17 protein-coding genes are annotated in these 17,262 nt (G+C 68.8%); 6 read left to right on the top strand and 11 right to left on the bottom strand.

Features of this window, described 5'->3' with window-relative positions; all coding sequences use genetic code 11:
- Nucleotides 1-21: 21 nt before the first annotated feature.
- The 7 genes from ccsB to hemL all read right to left on the bottom strand — a co-directional run bounded on the left by ccsB (nt 22) and on the right by hemL (nt 7,845).
- Nucleotides 22-1,128 (bottom strand): c-type cytochrome biogenesis protein CcsB, encoded by a 1,107-nt coding sequence (ccsB, locus tag ACWFRJ_RS26585; protein ID WP_453535877.1) that lies wholly within the window; start codon nt 1,126-1,128, stop codon nt 22-24.
- Nucleotides 1,125-2,888, bottom strand: a complete 1,764-nt coding sequence (gene resB / locus ACWFRJ_RS26580; RefSeq protein ID WP_453535874.1) for a cytochrome c biogenesis protein ResB — start codon at nt 2,886-2,888, stop codon at nt 1,125-1,127. The genes ccsB and resB overlap by 4 nt, the downstream gene beginning before the upstream one ends.
- A gap of 3 nt (nt 2,889-2,891) precedes the next feature.
- Complete coding sequence (locus tag ACWFRJ_RS26575) at nt 2,892-3,683, bottom strand: cytochrome c biogenesis CcdA family protein (protein WP_453535871.1); 792 nt, start codon at nt 3,681-3,683, stop codon at nt 2,892-2,894.
- On the bottom strand, nt 3,683-4,312 hold the full coding sequence (locus tag ACWFRJ_RS26570; RefSeq protein WP_453535868.1) for a TlpA family protein disulfide reductase: 630 nt from the start codon (nt 4,310-4,312) through the stop codon (nt 3,683-3,685). The genes ACWFRJ_RS26575 and ACWFRJ_RS26570 overlap by 1 nt, the downstream gene beginning before the upstream one ends.
- 66 nt (nt 4,313-4,378) lie before the next feature.
- On the bottom strand, nt 4,379-5,611 hold the full coding sequence (locus tag ACWFRJ_RS26565) for a hypothetical protein (protein WP_453535865.1): 1,233 nt from the start codon (nt 5,609-5,611) through the stop codon (nt 4,379-4,381).
- A gap of 219 nt (nt 5,612-5,830) precedes the next feature.
- Nucleotides 5,831-6,514, bottom strand: coding sequence for a histidine phosphatase family protein (locus ACWFRJ_RS26560; RefSeq protein WP_453535862.1), 684 nt, complete (start codon nt 6,512-6,514; stop codon nt 5,831-5,833).
- Nucleotides 6,511-7,845, bottom strand: a complete 1,335-nt coding sequence (gene hemL, locus ACWFRJ_RS26555) for a glutamate-1-semialdehyde 2,1-aminomutase (RefSeq protein ID WP_453535859.1) — start codon at nt 7,843-7,845, stop codon at nt 6,511-6,513. Before hemL ends, ACWFRJ_RS26560 begins: the two co-directional genes overlap by 4 nt.
- A 322-nt stretch (nt 7,846-8,167) precedes the next feature.
- Between hemL and ACWFRJ_RS26550 the strand changes: the two genes are divergently transcribed.
- Nucleotides 8,168-8,608, top strand: coding sequence for a hypothetical protein (locus tag ACWFRJ_RS26550; protein ID WP_371750165.1), 441 nt, complete (start codon nt 8,168-8,170; stop codon nt 8,606-8,608).
- 51 nt (nt 8,609-8,659) lie between these two features.
- Here the strand turns inward: ACWFRJ_RS26550 and ACWFRJ_RS26545 are convergent, their stop codons facing one another.
- The 3 genes from ACWFRJ_RS26545 to ACWFRJ_RS26535 all read right to left on the bottom strand — a co-directional run bounded on the left by ACWFRJ_RS26545 (nt 8,660) and on the right by ACWFRJ_RS26535 (nt 11,066).
- The gene (locus ACWFRJ_RS26545) at nt 8,660-9,253 is read right to left on the bottom strand and encodes an FMN reductase (RefSeq protein ID WP_453536681.1); all 594 of its coding nucleotides are present in this window, start codon (nt 9,251-9,253) and stop codon (nt 8,660-8,662) included.
- 14 nt (nt 9,254-9,267) lie between these two features.
- Nucleotides 9,268-10,362, bottom strand: coding sequence for an LLM class flavin-dependent oxidoreductase (locus ACWFRJ_RS26540; protein WP_453536678.1), 1,095 nt, complete (start codon nt 10,360-10,362; stop codon nt 9,268-9,270).
- A 116-nt stretch (nt 10,363-10,478) separates the two neighbouring features.
- Nucleotides 10,479-11,066: a TIGR03086 family metal-binding protein gene (locus ACWFRJ_RS26535; protein WP_453535856.1), complete on the bottom strand. Its 588-nt coding sequence runs from the start codon at nt 11,064-11,066 to the stop codon at nt 10,479-10,481.
- A 94-nt stretch (nt 11,067-11,160) separates the two neighbouring features.
- On the opposite strand from ACWFRJ_RS26535, the gene ACWFRJ_RS26530 reads away from it, so the two are divergent.
- A complete protein-coding gene (locus tag ACWFRJ_RS26530; RefSeq protein WP_453535853.1) occupies nt 11,161-11,982 on the top strand; it encodes an AraC family transcriptional regulator in 822 nt (273 codons plus the stop codon).
- Here the strand turns inward: ACWFRJ_RS26530 and ACWFRJ_RS26525 are convergent.
- Nucleotides 11,960-12,508 (bottom strand): GNAT family N-acetyltransferase, encoded by a 549-nt coding sequence (locus ACWFRJ_RS26525; RefSeq protein ID WP_453535850.1) that lies wholly within the window; start codon nt 12,506-12,508, stop codon nt 11,960-11,962. The genes ACWFRJ_RS26530 and ACWFRJ_RS26525 overlap by 23 nt on opposite strands.
- Before the next feature lie 121 nt (nt 12,509-12,629).
- Between ACWFRJ_RS26525 and ACWFRJ_RS26520 the strand changes: the two genes are divergently transcribed.
- The 4 genes from ACWFRJ_RS26520 (at nt 12,630) to ACWFRJ_RS26505 (ending at nt 17,232) form a co-directional block, all read left to right on the top strand.
- Entirely contained in the window at nt 12,630-12,968 is a 339-nt protein-coding gene (locus ACWFRJ_RS26520; protein ID WP_453535847.1) for a YnfA family protein, read from the top strand.
- Between the two features lie 58 nt (nt 12,969-13,026).
- Nucleotides 13,027-13,797 carry an SDR family NAD(P)-dependent oxidoreductase gene (locus ACWFRJ_RS26515; RefSeq protein WP_453535844.1) on the top strand — a complete coding sequence of 257 codons (771 nt, stop codon included), beginning with the start codon at nt 13,027-13,029 and terminating at the stop codon, nt 13,795-13,797.
- A gap of 122 nt (nt 13,798-13,919) precedes the next feature.
- Nucleotides 13,920-15,161: an ATP-grasp domain-containing protein gene (locus ACWFRJ_RS26510; RefSeq protein ID WP_453535841.1), complete on the top strand. Its 1,242-nt coding sequence runs from the start codon at nt 13,920-13,922 to the stop codon at nt 15,159-15,161.
- Between the two features lie 40 nt (nt 15,162-15,201).
- Entirely contained in the window at nt 15,202-17,232 is a 2,031-nt protein-coding gene (locus ACWFRJ_RS26505) for a hypothetical protein (RefSeq protein ID WP_453535838.1), read from the top strand.
- The last annotated feature ends 30 nt before the right edge of the window (nt 17,233-17,262 follow it).

Genomic DNA, 17,262 nt, shown 5'->3' with positions numbered 1-17,262 from the left:
CTTCAGGCGGCCTTCAGGGTGTCAGACCCCGGCGTACGAGTGCTTGCCGGTGACGAAGATGTTCACGCCGTAGTAGTTGAACAGCCAGCAGCCGAAGGCGATCAGGGCCAGGTAGGCGGCCTTGCGGCCCTTCCAGCCCGCCGTCGCGCGCGCGTGCAGGTAGCAGGCGAAGGCGACCCAGGTGATGAAGGACCAGACCTCCTTGGGGTCCCAGCCCCAGTAGCGGCCCCACGCGTCGCCGGCCCAGATCGCGCCCGCGATGATCGTGAACGTCCACAGCGGGAAGACCGCGGCGTTCACGCGGTAGCCGAACTTGTCGAGCGAGGCCGCGGCGGGCAGCCGCTCCATGACGGACGTGGCGAACTTGCCGGGCTGACCGCCGCGCTCCAGCTTCGCCTCGTAGCTGTCCCGGAAGAGGTAGAGCACCGTCGCGACGCCACCGACGTAGAAGCACGCCCCGCAGAAGATCGCGGTGGAGACGTGGATCCACAGCCAGTACGAGTGCAGGGCGGGGACCAGCTGGTCGCTCGCGGTGTACAGGACCGTGACGGCGAGACCGAGGTCGAGGAGGACCGTGGTGATCAGCGGAAGGCCGAGCCAGTTGACGTTCTTCTTCAGCGCCATGAGCACGAGGTACACGCCGACGGCCATCGTGGAGAACGTCAGGTTGAACTCGTACATGTTGCCCCACGGCGCCCGCTGCACCGAGAGGGCGCGGGTGAGCACACCGCCGAACTCGACGAGGAACCCGAGCACGGTGAGGGACACGGCGATACGGCCGTAGAGGTCCCCCTTCTCGTCACCGGCCGCGGCGCCGGGACCGTCCGGAACGTCGCGGCGTCCGGCTGCGGAGCGGGTGACGACCTTGGGGGCGGTCTGCGGCCGGTCGAGGACGGCGGTGCCGCCCTTGGCCTTGGCGGTGACCGCGGGCGCCTCGACGGCGGCGTCGGTCTTCGCGGTGATCGCGGAAGCCGTGCGGGCGACCTTGCTGCGGCTGCCGAGGATCCACTCGGCCATGTGCGCGAAGAAGGCAAGAAGATAGACGGCCATCGCGGAGTAGATCAGCACATTGCTGATGCTCGCGAGGTTCTCGTTCGGTTCGGCGGCGAGGGTGGTGGCGAGATTCACTTCTCAGCCCCTTCGGCAGGAACAACTTGGGGGGTGGAATCGGCATGGTCTGGATCGGGCGCGCTCGGCGCCTTCTCATGAAGGTGCGCGGCGAGGTCGCCGAGTTCTTCGGGCAGCTTGGCGGACTCGCTGCGGCCGAGCCCGGCCATCTCGACGACGGTGACGCCGTCAGCGCCCCGGACGGCCCGCACCCACACGCGGCGGCGCTGGATGAACAGCGATCCGGCGAGGCCGACGATGGCGGAGATCGCTCCGATCAGCGCCCACATGCTGCCGGGCTGCTGGGAGATCTGGAAGGTCGCCCAGCGCTTGATGTCCTTCTCGAAGGTGATCGATCCCGCGCCGTTCGGCAGCGTCATCGTCTCGCCGGGCCGCATCCGCTTCTTGAGCAGGTCGCCCTTGGAGTCCTTGAACTTGTCCATCTTGCTGGTGTCCAGCTGGTAGACGTTCTGCGGAAGGCCGGAGTCCACACCGAGGCTCCCGTGGTACGCGGACAGCGCGAGCACGGGGTAGTCCAGGGCGGGGAACTGGGAGAACATCTGGCCGTGTCCCTCGCCAGCGAACGTCGGCACGAAGAAGGCGTTGAAGCCGAGCTGTTCCTTCTTGCCGCTCTTGTCGCGGTAGCCGTCGAGGACCTTGACGGCGCCGGTGGCCGTGCCGTTGGAGTCGATCGGAAGGAACGGCACGGACGCCTTGTAGACGACCTTGCCCTTGCCGTCGCGAACGGTGACGGTCGGGGCGTAGCCGTGGCCGATGAGGTAGACCTTCGAGCCGTCGACCTCGAGCGGCTTGTTGACCTCGATGGCCTTCTTCTTCTCCGCGCCGTCGGGGCCCTCGCTGTAGGTGACGTTCGCACGGTAGGTGCGTGCCGTCCCCTTCTCGGGGCCCTTGCGCTCGAACGTCGAGTCGAAGCTGTCCAGCTTGAAGCTGAACGGCGGTAGCTCCTCGGTGTCGAAGAGGCTGCCGGACTTGAAGTTGTCGTACTGGGTCAGGGTGTTGGAGAACCCGTCTCCCTGGACGACGAGCTTGCCGCCCTCTGACTTGAACAGGGCCCCGACGGCGAAGGCCACCAGGAGCACGATCAGCGAGATGTGGAAGAAGAGGTTGCCCGCCTCACGCAGATAGCCCTTCTCCGCGGCGACCGACGTCTTGGACGTCCCCTGGCCGCCGGTGGTGTGCACCCGGAAGCGGCGCCCCTTGAGCAGCGAGAGCGCGGACTCGTGCACCTTCTCGGGCTCGGCATCGGTGCGCCACGTGGTGTACGCGGGCAGCCGGTCGAGGCGTTTGGGGGCGCCCGGCGGGCGTCCGCGCAGCTGGCCGACGAACTGCCAGGTGCGGGGCACGATGCAGCCGATGAGGGAGACGAAGAGAAGGATGTAGATCGCCGAGAACCACACCGAGCTGTAGACGTCGAACAGCTGGAACTTCTCGTAGATCGGCCCGAGCGTGGTGTGCGCCTTCTTGAAGTCGGCGACCTTCAGCTCGTCGATGCTGGTCTGCGGGATCAGCGAGCCCGGGATCGCGCCGAGCGAGAGCAGCAGGAGCAGCAGGAGCGCGACCCGCATCGAGGTCAGCTGCCGCCACATCCAGCGCACCCAGCCGACGACCTCGCGGCCGGACCAGACGAGCCACCCGACGGCGCCGGGGGCACGCTTCCCGCCGAAGGATCCGGGCATCGCCCGGTCCACGGGCGCGGTGGAGAGCTGGGAGCCCGCGGCACCCAGCTCGTTCTGCTCTTCAGGGGCTTCGGTCTTGCTCATGGATCAGATTCCCACCGTGTAGCCGTTGGACCAGACCTGCATCTGCTGCACGATGCTGTCCCAGACGCCGGTGACAAGCAGCAGTCCGGTCGCGATCATCATGATGCCGCCGATGCGCATGACCCAGACGTAATGCTTCTTGACCCAGCTGAAAGCGCCTAGCGCCTTGCGGAAGGCGATCGCCGCGAGGATGAACGGAACACCGAGCCCCACGCAGTACGCGACGCTCAGTATGGCCCCGCGCCCGGCGCTCGCCTGGTCGAGGGCCAGAGTGTTGACGGATGTGAGTGTCGGCCCGACGCAGGGCGCCCAGCCGACGGCGAACAGCGCGCCCAGTACCGGAGCGCCCGCGAGCCCGGCGGCGGGCTTCTTGTGGAAGCGGAACTCGCGCTGGGAGAGCCAGGGCATGAGCCCCATGAAGAAGATGCCGAGGACGATCATCAGTCCGCCGAGCACCTTCGTGATGACGCTCTGGTACTGCTGCAGGTTCTGCCCGGCATAGCCGAAGAGGGCGCCGGTGGAGACGAAGACGGCGGTGAAGCCGAGCACGAAGAGCCCGGCGCCCGCGGCCATCCGCCCCCGCTTGGCCTCCGCGAGATCCGTGCCGCCGACCCCCGTGACGTACGACAGGTAGCCCGGCACGAGCGGCAGTACGCACGGCGAGAAGAAGGAGACGAGGCCGCCGAGCAGGGCGACGGGGAGCGCGATGAGGAGCGCTCCGTTCAGTACGGTCTGGTTCGGTTCACCGACTGCGGCGAGGGTGGCAAGACCCCCGGAGGTGACCAGGCTCGACATCACTTCTCCGCGACCAGCGGGTCGATCATCTTGCGCAGCTTCTTCTCGTCCAGCGGCTGCTGCGAGCGCGCGGCGACCTTCCCGTCCCGGTCGATGACGATCGTGGAGGGGATGTAGTTCGGGTTCAGCGTGCCCTTGGGGAAGCGCAGCATGAGCTTGCCCATCGGGTCGTGCAGGCTCGGGTAGGGAACCTTGTAGTTCTCCTCGAAGGCGAGCGCGGGGCCCTTGTCCGTGTCGCGGGTGTTGATCCCGACGAACTGCACGCCCTTGTCCTTGGTGGCGTCGGCGACCTTCACGAAGTTCGGCGCCTCCGCCCGGCAGGGCGGGCACCAGGAGCCCCAGACGTTGAGGACGACGACCTTGCCCTTGTAGTCGTCGAGGCTGAGCTGCTTGCCTTCGAGGGTCTTCCCGTCGATCTTGGGCCCGTCCTTGCGGTCGCCCTTGTCGACGGTGGAGATGCCGTCGGTCCCGGTGATGAAGTTGGTGTTCCCCGAACCGCCCGATGCCCCGCCGGAGCCGCACGCCGACAGGGTCAGCGCGGCGACCGCGGCCCCAGCGCCCAGAAGGACGGCGCGGCTGCGGCTACGGCTGCGGTTCGTGCTGTGTGGGGCGCGGCAGGCGGCACTCATGTGAAAAGTTTCGCATGTCTGTTTCGGGGATCTTCCGCACCCCCCGGGGTTGCGGAAAGTCCCATTTCAGACGGCCTTTCCGAGTCCCTTCCAACCGGCTGTCGGCGCCTGGCCCACCTCGAGACCTTGCAGGTCGGCGAGGACCTTCGGGTCCTGGACGTCGAGCCAGTCGACGAACTGCCGGAACGAGACGAGGCGTACGTCCTTCTGCCCCGCGATGTGCTTCAGGGCCTCCTCGACGGCGTCCATGTAGATGCCGCCGTTCCACTCCTCGAAGTGGTTGCCGACGAAGAACGGCGCGCGGTTGGACTCGTGGGCCCGCTTGAATCCGGCTATGTAGGACTCGGCGGCCTGCTTGCGCCAGCCCGGGTAGTTGGCCGGCGGGGCCTTCGTGGAGTTCTTCGACTGGTTGGCCAGGATGTTGTAGTCCATGGACAGGACCTCGAAGGTGTGGCCGGGGAACGGCATCGCCTGCAGCGGCAGGTCCCAGACGCCCATCTTCTTCTCGGGCCAGCGCTGACGGCCGCCGGGCGACGAGGCGTCGTAACGCCAGCCGAGCTTCTTCGCCGTCGGCAGCAGGTTGTCCTGGCCGAGGAGGCAGGGGGTGCGGCCGCCGACGAGTTCCTTGTCATAGTCGAAAGGCAGCGACGGCAGGTCGGTCCAGCCCGTATTCGTGCGCCATTCCTTCACGAACGAGATGGCCTGGTCGATTTCGCTCTGCCATTGCGCGGACGTCCAGTTGGCGACCGTGCCGCTGCCCGCGCAGAAGTGCCCGTTGAAGTGCGTGCCGATCTCATGGCCTTCGAGCCAGGCCTGCCGGACGTACTTCAACGTCTCCTTGATGTGGCCGTCGGTGAGATAACCGATGTCGGAGGCGCCGACTCCGTTGTTCGGCGGCTTGTAGAGACGCTTCTTGGATTCGGGAAGGAGATAGAGCCCGGAGAGGAAGAACGTCATCTTCGCGTCGTGCTCCTCGGCCAGCTTCAGGAAGCGCGGGAAGAGGCCGTTGCCGACCTCGCCCGCGCCGTCCCAGGAGAAGACCACGAACTGCGGGGGCGTCTCACCCGGCTCCAGGGGCACGGGCTTGGCCGGCTGCTTCGGCTGCTTCCCCGTGTACGAGGTCGAACCGTCGCCGATCGGCTTCCCCGGACGCTTGCCCGCGCCCTTGTCCTGACCCTGACCCTGGCCCGTGGAACCGCCCGAGTTACCGCTGCCGCCCGTGCCGCAGCCCGCGAGTCCCAAAGCGGCCGCGGACCCGACTCCGAGGCCGAGCATTCCCCTGCGACTGAAGTCGCGCATTCCATCCCCATTCGTCGCGCTCGTCGTCCATGCACGATGGACGCCCCCTTAGAGGGCGTGACGAACAATGGGGTTCCTGGCAACAGTCACATATTTAGCGCCTGTTACCAAGAGTGGACATTCGGTGGACATTCAGTCGCCGGGCAATTACTCGACGTGGGCAACGAATCGAAGGTGCACCCCGGACGGGGCCGGTTAAGCGCACCCCGGACGGGCGGGTTATGCGCCGAACGCCTTGGCCTTTCCCTTCACCGGCTTGGCGCCCGCGAGGAGATGCGCGGGAACGAGATCCCGCGCCGGTTCCGTGTATCCCACCGACACGATCTTGTCGCCGCGGTACGTGAACGTCGTCAGCGAGGCGAGCGTGCACTGCCGCTTGCGCGGGTCGTGCCACAGGCGCCGCTTCTCCACGAAGCTCCGCACGATCCAGATCGGCAGCTGATGACTGACGCACACCGCTTCATGCCCGCGGGCGGCGTCCTTCGCCGCGTCCAGGGCGCCCATCATCCGCACGACCTGCTCCACGTACGGCTCGCCCCAGGACGGCTTGAAGGGGTTGACCAGGTGCTTCCAGTTCTCCGGGTTCTTCAGGGCGCCGTCGCCCACGCCGAAGGTCTTGCCCTCGAAGACGTTGCCCGCCTCGATGAGCCGCCCGTCCGACGCCAGCGCGAGCCCGTGCTCCTTGGCGATCGGCGTCGCCGTCTCCTGCGCGCGGTCCAGCGGCGATGCCACGACGTGCGTGATGTCACGCGGGGCGAGGTGCTCGGCGACCCGGTCGGCCATCTGCCGGCCCAGCTCGGAGAGGTGGTAGTCGGGGAGGCGCCCGTAAAGGATGCCCTCCGGGTTCTCCACCTCGCCGTGGCGCATCAGGTGGACGACGGTGAGCTCGCTGCCCGCGCTCATGCGGTGGCCTCCGTGGACTCAGTGGCTTCGGCGGCCGCGCGCGCCGCAGCGGGCAGGGCCGCGGCGATCTTCTCGATCGCCTGCTCGTCATGGGCGGTGGACACGAACCAGGACTCGAAGGCCGACGGCGGCAGATACACGCCCTGCGACAGCATCGAGTGGAAGAACGCGGTGAAGCGGAACGACTCCTGCGTCTTCGCGTCGTCGTAATTGCGCACGTCACCGTCGGTGAAGAAGACGGAGAACATGTTCGACGCGTTCTGCAGGCGGTGCGCGACGCCCTCCTTGGAGAGCGCCTCGGTGACCAGGCCGCGCAGCTGCTCGGAGACGGCGTCCACCTTCGCGTACGCCGCGTCGTCGAGCAGCCGCAGCTGCGCGAGGCCCGCGGCCGTCGCGACCGGGTTCCCGGACAGCGTGCCCGCCTGGTAGACGGGACCGGTCGGGGCGAGGTGCTCCATGACGTCCGCACGGCCGCCGAAAGCGGCGGCCGGGAAGCCGCCGCCCATGACCTTGCCGAAGGTCATCAGGTCGGGCCGCACACCGTCGACGCCGAACCAGCCCGCCTTCGACGTACGGAAGCCGGTCATCACCTCGTCCGAGATGTACAGCGCGCCGTTCTCCCGGCACAGGTCGGCGAGCCCCTGGTTGAAGCCCTCACCCGGCGGTACGACGCCCATGTTGCCCGGCGACGCCTCGGTGATGACGCACGCGACCTCACCGGCGTTCGCGGCGAACGCGGCACGCACGGCATCCAGGTCGTTGTACGGGACGACGATCGTGTCGCCCGCCTGGGCGCCGGTGACGCCCGGGGTGTCAGGAAGCCCGAAGGTGGCGAGACCGGAGCCCGCCGCGACGAGCAGCGCGTCCACGTGACCGTGGTAGCACCCGGCGAACTTGATGATCTTCGCGCGGCCGGTGAACCCGCGCGCGAGACGGATCGCGGACATCGTCGCCTCGGTGCCGCTGGACACGAGCCGCACCTGCTCGACGGGCGCGATGCGCGCGACGATCTCCTCGGCGAGCGCGACCTCGCCCTCGCCGGGCGTGCCGAAGGACGTGCCGCGGGAGACGGCCTCCTGGACGGCAGCGATCACATCGGGGTGGGAGTGGCCGAGGATCATCGGCCCCCACGAGCAGACGAGGTCGACGTACTCACGGCCGTCGGCGTCCGTCAGGTACGGACCGGTACCGGACACCATGAAGCGGGGCGTACCGCCCACAGCGCGGAAAGCGCGCACGGGAGAGTTCACACCGCCGGGCGTCACGGCCGCCGCACGGTCGAAGAGAGTCTGCGAAACTGGGGCGCTATACGGGAAGCTCACATGAACCATGGTGTCAGAGGCTTCGGACATCCTGCGGACAGGTGTTTCACTCCACGTTTTAGCCGGTGACCGTGGGGGAGGTCACTGACACGATGATCGGGTTGCGCGGCGGGGGCCGCGAGGCCTAGAAAAGCAGGGGCGGGCGCCCTGGGAAAAGCAGTCGGGTGGAGATATGCATCGCGGTGGCGGACTGGGCGAGGGGACCGACGGCCTGGGTCCGCGGCGTGCCCGGCGGATCGGCAGGCACCGGCGCGAGGCGGAAGCGGCCGAGGCGGCGGCTCTGGCACGGGGCGAGACGGAGCAGGACGGGGCGGGAACCAGGAGTGGCCGGGTGGGCGGGGTGACCTACAAGTATTTCGGAGCCCCGGACGGCGCGACCGCCGCCCGAGTGCCCATCTCGATGCGCCCTGAAGAGCTCGGCGGTGACGAGCTCGGCATGAACGGCATGTTCACGAAGATCAAGCCGGAGACGGTGGCCGCGATGGTCCTGACCGGCATCGAGGGCATACCCCTGTCCAAGGTGCCCCCGCTCGAACTGGTCGTCCTGCACCCCGACTACGCCGTGGTGAAGCTCCCCATGACGGTCGTCGACCCACTGCGCGGCATCGGCGAGGAGTCGGTCGGCGCTGCGGCGTTCATCTGGTCCACGGTCCCCGACCGCGGCGGCCCGCGCGACGCGTTCAACGTCTATCAATTGCTGCACGAATGGCAGGACTTCAGCCACCGGCTGCATGACGCGGGGCATCAGGCGTACTGCCTGGTGTGGCCGTGAGCCTGCCTGAGCCCCGCGTCTCTTTCTGCGTGCCGGTTCTGCGTGCCGGGTCTACTCCTGGCGTAGCGCCGCCAGTTGCTGCTCGAAGGGGATCAACTCCTCGATCAGCCCCTCTTCTCCTGTCGGCACGGGCCGCATGATTCCGGCCAGTTCGGCCGCGGCCCTCTCGACGCGCTCGTCCAGGCCGTCCGCGCCCCAGTCCTCGGACGCCGCGTACACGGCCGTCGGCAGGACCACAGCACGCAAGTAGGCGAACAGCGGACGCATCGCGTGTTCCAGGACCAGCGAATGCCGTGGGGTGCCGCCGGTCGCCGCGATCAGGACCGGCGTACCGGCGATCGCGTCCTTGTCCAGGACGGTCAGCACGTCGAAGAACGACTTGAACAATCCGCTGTACGACGCGGAGAAGACCGGCGTGACGACGATCAGACCGTCCGCGCTCTTCACCGCTTGTGCCGCCGCGCTCAGCTCCGGCCCCGGGAAACCGGTGACGAAGTTGTGCGCGATCTCCACGGCCAGGTCGCGGAGTTCGACGACCTGGAGCTCCACGTCGGCGTGGCGTCCGGTGGCCGCCGCGAGACGGTCGGCGAGGAGACGGGTGGAGGAGGGGACGCTGAGCCCCGCGGAGACGACGACGAGCTTCATGGACTTCACGGGCTTCATGCGGTGACTCCCTTCTCGCTCTGGAGGGCCGAGACGCGTGCGGCATGGGTGGGTGCGTCCGGGACCGTCGCCGGGCGGTTCTTCGCGAACTCCTCGCGCAGGACCGGGACGACTTCCTCGCCGAGGATGTCGAGCTGCTCCAGGACGGTCTTGAGGGGCAGGCCCGCGTGGTCCATCAGGAACAGCTGCCGCTGGTAGTCGCCGACGCTGTCGCGGAAGGACAGTGTCCGCTCGATCACCTGCTGCGGGGAGCCGACGGTCAGCGGCGTCTGGGACGTGAACTCCTCGAGCGAGGGCCCGTGTCCGTAGACGGGCGCGTTGTCGAAGTACGGCCTGAACTCGTTCACCGCGTCCTGGGAGTTCTTCCGCATGAACACCTGACCGCCGAGCCCGACGATCGCCTGCTCCTCGCTGCCGTGCCCGTAGTGCGCGAACCGGCGGCGGTAGAGGTCGACCATCTTCTTGGTGTGCTCCTGCGGCCAGAAGATGTTGTTGTGGAAGAAGCCGTCTCCGTAGTACGCGGCCTGTTCCGCGATCTCCGGGGAGCGGATGGAGCCGTGCCAGACGAAGGGCGCGACGCCGTCGAGCGGGCGGGGCGTCGAGGTGAACGACTGCAGGGGCGTACGGAACTTGCCCTCCCACGTCACGACGTCCTCGCGCCACAGGCGGTGAAGCAGGGCGTAGTTCTCGACGGCGAGGTTGATGCCCTCCCGGATGTCCTTGCCGAACCACGGGTACACCGGGCCCGTGTTGCCGCGGCCCATCATCACGTCCGCCCGGCCGCCTGCCAGGTGCTGGAGCATCGCGAAGTCCTCGGCGATCTTCACCGGGTCGTTCGTCGTGATGAGGGTCGTGGAGGTGGAGAGGATCAGGTTCTCGGTGCGGGCGGCGATGTAGCCGAGCATCGTGGTGGGCGAGGAGGGGACGAACGGCGGGTTGTGGTGCTCCCCGGTCGCGAAGACGTCGAGCCCGACCTCCTCGGCCTTCAGCGCGATGGCCACCATGGCCTTGATGCGCTCGTGCTCGGTGGGGGTGCGGCCCGTAGTGGGGTCCGGCGTCACGTCGCCGACGCTGAAGATCCCGAACTGCATGCCGGATCCGGACTGCATGGCTGACTCACTCTCCGCAGGTTGTTGATGCTTCAACTATACCTACGGAACGGTGGGGTGCCAGGGGGTATTCCCGGGTGGCTTCGGGCCTCACCGCCCTACGGGGTCCAGCGGGGGTCGCGGCCCGTCTCGGCCAGGAGTCGCTCCAGCTCAGCGGCCCCCTCGGGCACGGCGACCGGCTCCCCGAAGACACCCATCTTCCGGGCCGTCGGACCCAGGCCCGCCACCGATTCCCGCAGTGCGTCGACCACGCCGCTGCTCTCGGGGGCGGCCTCGTACTCCTGACCCGTCGCGCGGGCCAGATCCCAGGCGTGCACCGTCAGGTCGAGCAGCACCATGCAGCCGACGGTCCTAGCGGGCATGTCCATCGCGCCCGTGGTGCCCTCTTCGGCGCCGGGCGCGGCCCAGGCGGCGACCAGCTTTCCGGCCTCGTCGGCGAAACGGTCGCGCCAGTCGGGGTTCTCGCCCACGAAATCAGGGGCTTCGGCACCGAACTCGGAGTTCCGCTTGGCGGCCAGCGCCTGGAACTGGACGATCACCTGAACGAGGTGGTTGACCAGGGCCTTCACGTCGTACTCGGCACAGGGTGTGGGGGCGGAGAGGCGGTCGTCGGGGATGGCGCGGACCACCGGGACGGCGTGGGCCGTGGCCGCCTTCAGAAGGTCGGCAATGCTGTTCTCGGTCATGACACGACGGTATGGCGGCGAGTGCTCCCGCGGCTTGAAGAAACGCGACACGGAGCACGGGGACAGGCGGCAGACCCCGGCATACGATCCAGCCATGGCCGACGCCTCCGCCCCGCGCAGCGACACCAAAGGCATCGTCGACGCCGCCGGGCTCTTCGCCCGCGTACGCTTCCGCCGCCTCGCGCCGGGCGCCGCCGCCCTGCACCCCTACGTGGAGCAGTACTGGCTGATCGACTGGGACCTGACCGAGCCGTACGCCTCGCACATCGTTCCGCACCCGTCCGTGAACGTCGTCTTCCAGACACTCCCCGGGCAGCAGCCCTTCGCCGAGGTCGCGGGCATCGGGCTCGGCCTCTTCACGCAGAAGCTGGAGGGGCGGGGGCGGGTGTGCGGGGTGAAGTTCCGGCCGGGCGGCTTCCGGCCGTTCGCCCCATCGGCGCCGGTGTCCGCGTGGACGGGGCGGCGGCTGCTGCCTCTGGACGAGGTCTTCGGGGAGGTCCCCGACGGCGCGCTCGACGCGGTGCTCTCCCCCGACGAGGAGCACGCGCGCGTGGCGGCACTCGACGCCTTCCTCCTGGCCATGGGCCCCACGCCCGACCCACAGGCGGACCTCGCCATGGCCCTCGCCGAACGCATCGGCACGGACCGCGGGATCCGCCGGGTCAGCGAGTTCGCCCGGGCGGAGGGCATGTCCGTACGGGCGCTGCAGCGGCTCTTCTCGGCGTACGTAGGCGTAGGACCGAAGTGGCTGATCCTGCGCCACCGGATCCATGAGGCGCTTGAGCGGGCGGAGCAGGACACGGAGGTGGACTGGGCGGACCTGGCTGCGACGCTGGGCTACGCCGACCAGGCCCACCTGATCAGGGACTTCACGGCGACGGTGGGGGTGCCCCCTACGGCTTACTCTCCGCACTGAGGCTCAGGTCGGCACCCGGGTCGGCGTCCAGGTCGACGCTCCAGTCGTTGCACCGCATCCAGTGCCCCTTCGGATACTCGAAGTCGTGCTCGCCCCCCGGCGTGAACCCGGCCTTGCGGCACACCCCGTTGGAAGCCGCGTGGTCCGTGGAGGGGAAGGCGTGCAGCCGCCGGTGCCGCCCGGCGGCCCGCGCCTCCTCCACCACGAGGCGCGCGGCCATCGCCGCGATGCCCCGCCCCTGGAACCAGGGCAGCACGCCCCACCCCGTCTCCCAGGCGGACTCCCCCTGCCAGGTCGTCTCCCAGTACCCGATGGACCCGACGGCGTCATCGCCGAGCGTTATCCGGAACATGCGCCCCCGCTCCTCGAGCGCCAGATAGCGGCGGTGCCGGGACACCAACTGCTCGTGTGTCTCGGGGCCGCCCAAATGCGCGGTCATCTCAGCGGAGTTGCAAGCGACCAGAAGATCGAAGTCACCCTCCGACCAGGGAACCAGAACCGGACCTGCCAACGGCGATCTCTCCATGCCCGCCACGGTACGGCGAGGGTCTGACAACGGGCCCGGGAAAGCCGTCCGGGCACCTGACGGGTCCGGCACGCGCCCGGCACGTGCCCGGCACGCGCTCGGCCCGTGCCACGATCTCCTCATGCTCGCCGTCACCCGCTCCGTAGCCCTCTTCGCCGTAGCCGCACTCTTCGAGATCGGCGGCGCCTGGCTCGTCTGGCAAGGCGTGCGCGAGCACAAAGGGTGGGCGTGGATCGGCGCGGGCGTCATCGCCCTCGGCGTCTACGGCTTCGTGGCCACGCTCCAGCCCGACGCCGAGTTCGGCCGCATCCTCGCCGCGTACGGCGGGGTCTTCGTCGCGGGCTCGATCGCCTGGGGCATGGTCGCCGACGGCTACCGGCCCGACCGCTGGGACGTGACGGGGGCGCTGATCTGCCTCGCCGGAATGGCGGTCATCATGTACGCGCCACGGGCTCGCTAGGCAGGCGACCTATCCTGGCGGGACAGGCCAGGAACGTACGCACGTCCAAGGAGCAACCATGACCGCCGCGCCCGCCGCCACCCGCATCGCGATCATCACCGGCGCGAGCAGCGGCATCGGCGCCGCCACCGCGCGCGGACTCGCGGCCGCCGGCTACCGCGTCGTCCTCACCGCCCGCCGCAAGGACCGCATCGAGGCCCTCGCCGCCGAGATCACGGCCGCGGGCCACGACGCGATGGCGTACGCGCTCGACATCACCGACCGCACGGCCGTGGACGAGTTCGCCACCGCCTTCCGCAAGGTCGCCGTCCTGGTCAACAACGCGGGCGGCGCGCTCGGCGCCGACACCATCGCCACCGGCGACCCCGCCGACTGGCGCCAGATGTACGAGACGAACGTCATCGGCACCCTGAACGTCACCCAGGCCCTCCTCCCCGCGCTCACCGCCAGCGAGGACGGCACGATCGTGGTCCTCTCCTCCACGGCGGGCCACGGCACGTACGAGGGCGGCGGTGGCTACGTGGCCGCCAAGCACGCCGAGCACGTCCTCGCCGAGACCCTGCGCCTGGAGATCGTCGGCACCCCGGTCCGCGTCATCGAGGTCGCGCCCGGCATGGTCAAGACGGAGGAGTTCGCCACGACCCGCTTCGGCGGCGACACGGAGAAGGCGGCGAAGGTCTACGCGGGCGTGGCCGCCCCCCTCACGGCCGACGACGTGGCGGACACGATCACCTGGGCGGTGACACGCCCGCCCCACGTCAACATCGACCTCCTGGTGGTCCGCCCCCGCGCCCAGGCCTCGAACACGAAGGTCCACAGGGAGCTGTGACCCCCGGGCGCGGGGCATGAGGTGCTCGCGCGCGGGCAGGGGCTGGTTGCGCGGCAGTTCGCCGGGCACGGTCGTGCCAGTCACGCCGTCGACGGGCGCACGCGCCGAAGGAGTAACGGCCTATGACACAGGGCGAACCAGCCACCAGGAACCCGGACAAAGGCTATGTAGCGCTTCTTGGCTGGAGTCTCAACGCGGTGGAAGCCCTCGACCGATTCGACCGGCGATACGTCGTCGTGGCCCCGGAGTGGGCCGAAAAGTACTGCGTAGAACACGACATTCCCTACGTGCCGTGGAATTTCGAGCGGCTCAACGACCGCTCCGTGGAGATCGCCGAGACCCTTCGGGACGAGGGTGTCGACGTCGCGATCCCGCTGTACGAGGAAACGGTCGAATGGGCGGGGGCGATCAACTCCGTCCTCCTCGACAACCCGCGGCTGTACGGTCAGGCCCTGCTGCTGCGGGACAAGGCGCTGATGAAGCGCCGCGCGCAACTCGGCGGCATCCGGGTCGGAATCTTCGAGGAAGCCCACGACCGGGACGACGTGACCCGCTTCCTCAAGCGCGTCAACCAGACCCTGCTCAAGCTGGACGGCGACCCGAACGACCCGATCCACCTCAAGGCGTTCGACAAGGCAGGCTGCCTCGGGCACCGCGTCATCCGCACCCCGGACGAGGTCGACACGATTCCGGACGAGGAATTCCCCGTCCTCATGGAATCCCACCTCGACGGCTGGGAGTTCGCGGTCGAGGCGTGGGTACACAACGGGAAGATCAAGTTCCTCAACATCTCCGAATACGTCACCCTTGGATATTCGGTGTTCGTCCCTGCGACCCCGGAACTGGAGCAGTACCGCCCGCAGATCACGGCGCAGATCGAGAAGCTCATCAAGACGTTCGACATCGAGTTCGGCTTCGTGCACCCGGAGTACTTCGTCACCAGCGACGGCGAGATGTACTTCGGCGAGGTCGCCTACCGGCCGCCGGGCTTCAAGGTGTTCGAGCTGCTCGAACGGGCCTACGGCTTCAACGCCTACCATGCGCTGGTGCTGGCGTTCGACCCGAAGACGACCGAGGAGGAGATCGATGCCTTCTTCCCGCGCGAGGTCGTCGACGCGTCCGGGGTCGCGGGCTGCTTCGGCGTCTACCCGCGCCGCCGCGTCGTCAGCGAGCTGGAGATCCCGCAGGAGACCGAGGACGACGACTACTACGAGTCGCACGACCTCTCGACACCACTTGAGGAGACTGTCACCAAGAGGACGGCGTTCGGCACCCACTGGGGCCTGGTGTACTTCTTCGGTGATGACCCTTACCGGATGCGCGACCTGTTGAAGAAGCAGGAAGAGCTCGACTTCTACGTCTGACGACCCCGTCGACGCAGAAGGCCAACCCGAGGGAAACCCTTTGAAACCGACCGTCGACGTCAACGGTGAGGCCACGACGCTGGACAAGCGCGTGACCTCACTCGACGACGCCATCCTGGCCATGGCCGAAACCCGCGACTTCGGCAAGCACACGAAGCTGCGGCGGGTCCTGGAAGCACTGCGCCGGGTGCTCACGCAGCCGGGCGGCGTCGCGGCGGTCCAGGCCAGGGCGCAGGCCATCGAGGAGGCCGGGCTCTTCCTGGGAACGGACTGGGCGTCACCGGAGATCCTTGTCCCGGCGCTGGTCAGCGGCAGCCTGCACAGCGGAGATGCGGACACCGTCGTCATGGAGGCGACCAGCGAGCTGCGGATGCTCGCCGTGGCCCGCGGCGACTTCGCACACCCGACGCTGCCCGCCGATGACGCCCGCCAGTTCCTGTCCCAGGTCCTTGCGGCCAACCTGGAGCTGCTGTTCAGCTCGCCCAGTGAGGCGGAGCGAGTACAGCAGGGCCGGACCGCGCAGCTCGTCCGGGACCTGTTCCGCCGCCTCGGCGACGAGATCGGTTACGACAGCGTCCTGGACGACCTGGTCGACGAGATCTGGCGGATCCTGCGCCAGCGTCCGATACAGGTCGAGGCGGTGCAGGCACTGATCACCCGGATCTCGGTCTACCGCAACGACCCGGACGTCGCTCTCGGCGTGTCGTCGGGGCAGGGCATCGACCGGCTCATCACGGGCCTGTTCGGGACCACCGAGGCGTGCCGGGACGACCCGGGCGTCGACGTCTTCCGCTCCCGGCTAGAGGCGATGGACACCGGCGGCCTGCAGTACGAGGCGACGGGGTTCGCGCGGGCGATGCACGACACCGGCCTGGTGTCGCCGTACCACGCGGAACTGCTCAGGTTCCTCCTGCGCGAGAGCGACTACCTCGTCGGTGAGGCGCTCGGGCTTTCCGACACCGGCCGGAACTGCATGCTGCGCTACAGCGAACTGGTGCACCGGCTGATCGAGGTGGCCGTACACCCGCAGACCGCGCAGAGCGTCTACGGCCTCGCGCTGCTGCTCGACCGCGGCATCCTCTACGAGCCGCCGCTGGTGCCCGCGCTGTGGCGCCAGCTGTCGCTCGAGCTCTCCCCGGTCGCGCGGGAGCGGTTGACGACCGTTTTCGGCGAGGTGCCGGGGCCGCGGGCGCGTCTTGTCGCGGGAGTGCTCTCGATGCTGGGCCAGCCGCTCGGCGTCGGTCAGGGCGACAACCCCACCTGCCAGTCGGCCCGCGCCCTTTCGATGTGGTCCTACAACGACCCGGACTACCTGCTGCAGATGGTGGTCTGGGCGGCCCGCGACGACGAGATCCTCATGCACTTCGAGGGTCAGCCGATCTCGTCGAAGGACAGCGTGTCCGGAGTCGCGAGCACGCTGCCGATGGACCTCGACCCCGTGTCGCTGCTCGTGGTGCCCCACCTGGACCGGATCTACGCCGAGATGGGACGGCACTGCGCCGCGCGGCCGGGTGACCCGCACCGGTGGATCAACCCCGAGTTCCACGGCTGGTGGGCGTGCCGCGGGTTCCACATCAACGTCGACGTCGCGACCGGCAACCTGGTCGACCTCGACGAGTTCCTGCGGCAGTTCCACGCCGGCTACCACCCGGCCTACAACGGCGGGCAGCCGCTGATCCACCCGCAGCCGGCAGGCGTCGCCGTCACCGACAGCGCGGCCCGCTACGTCGGCTGGCACGCGATCACGATCCTGCGGGCCGCGCCGGACCCGCAGGACGTCATGCGGGTGTACTTCTTCAACCCGAACAACGACAGCGGCCAGGACTGGGGCGACGGCGTCGTCGTCTCCACCGCGGGCAACGGCGAGCGGTTCGGCGAGGCCTCACTGCCGTTCGACCAGTTCGCCTCGCGGCTCTACATCTTCCACGCCGATCCGCTGGAGCACGGCGAACCGGAGCAGGTACCGGCCGAGGACATCGCGCGGATCATCGGCTACATCGAGCGCAGCTGGGGCGACGACCGGCTGCCCGCGGGAACGCTGCAAGCCCTCGAAAGGCCCTCGGCCCTGTGAGCCCGGACATGAAGATGTAGATCACGATCT

It is taken from the genome of Streptomyces sp. NPDC055239 (assembly GCF_053606205.1).
Note: the sequence above shows the minus strand (reverse complement) of the source record. Positions and strands in the feature narration are given on the sequence as shown.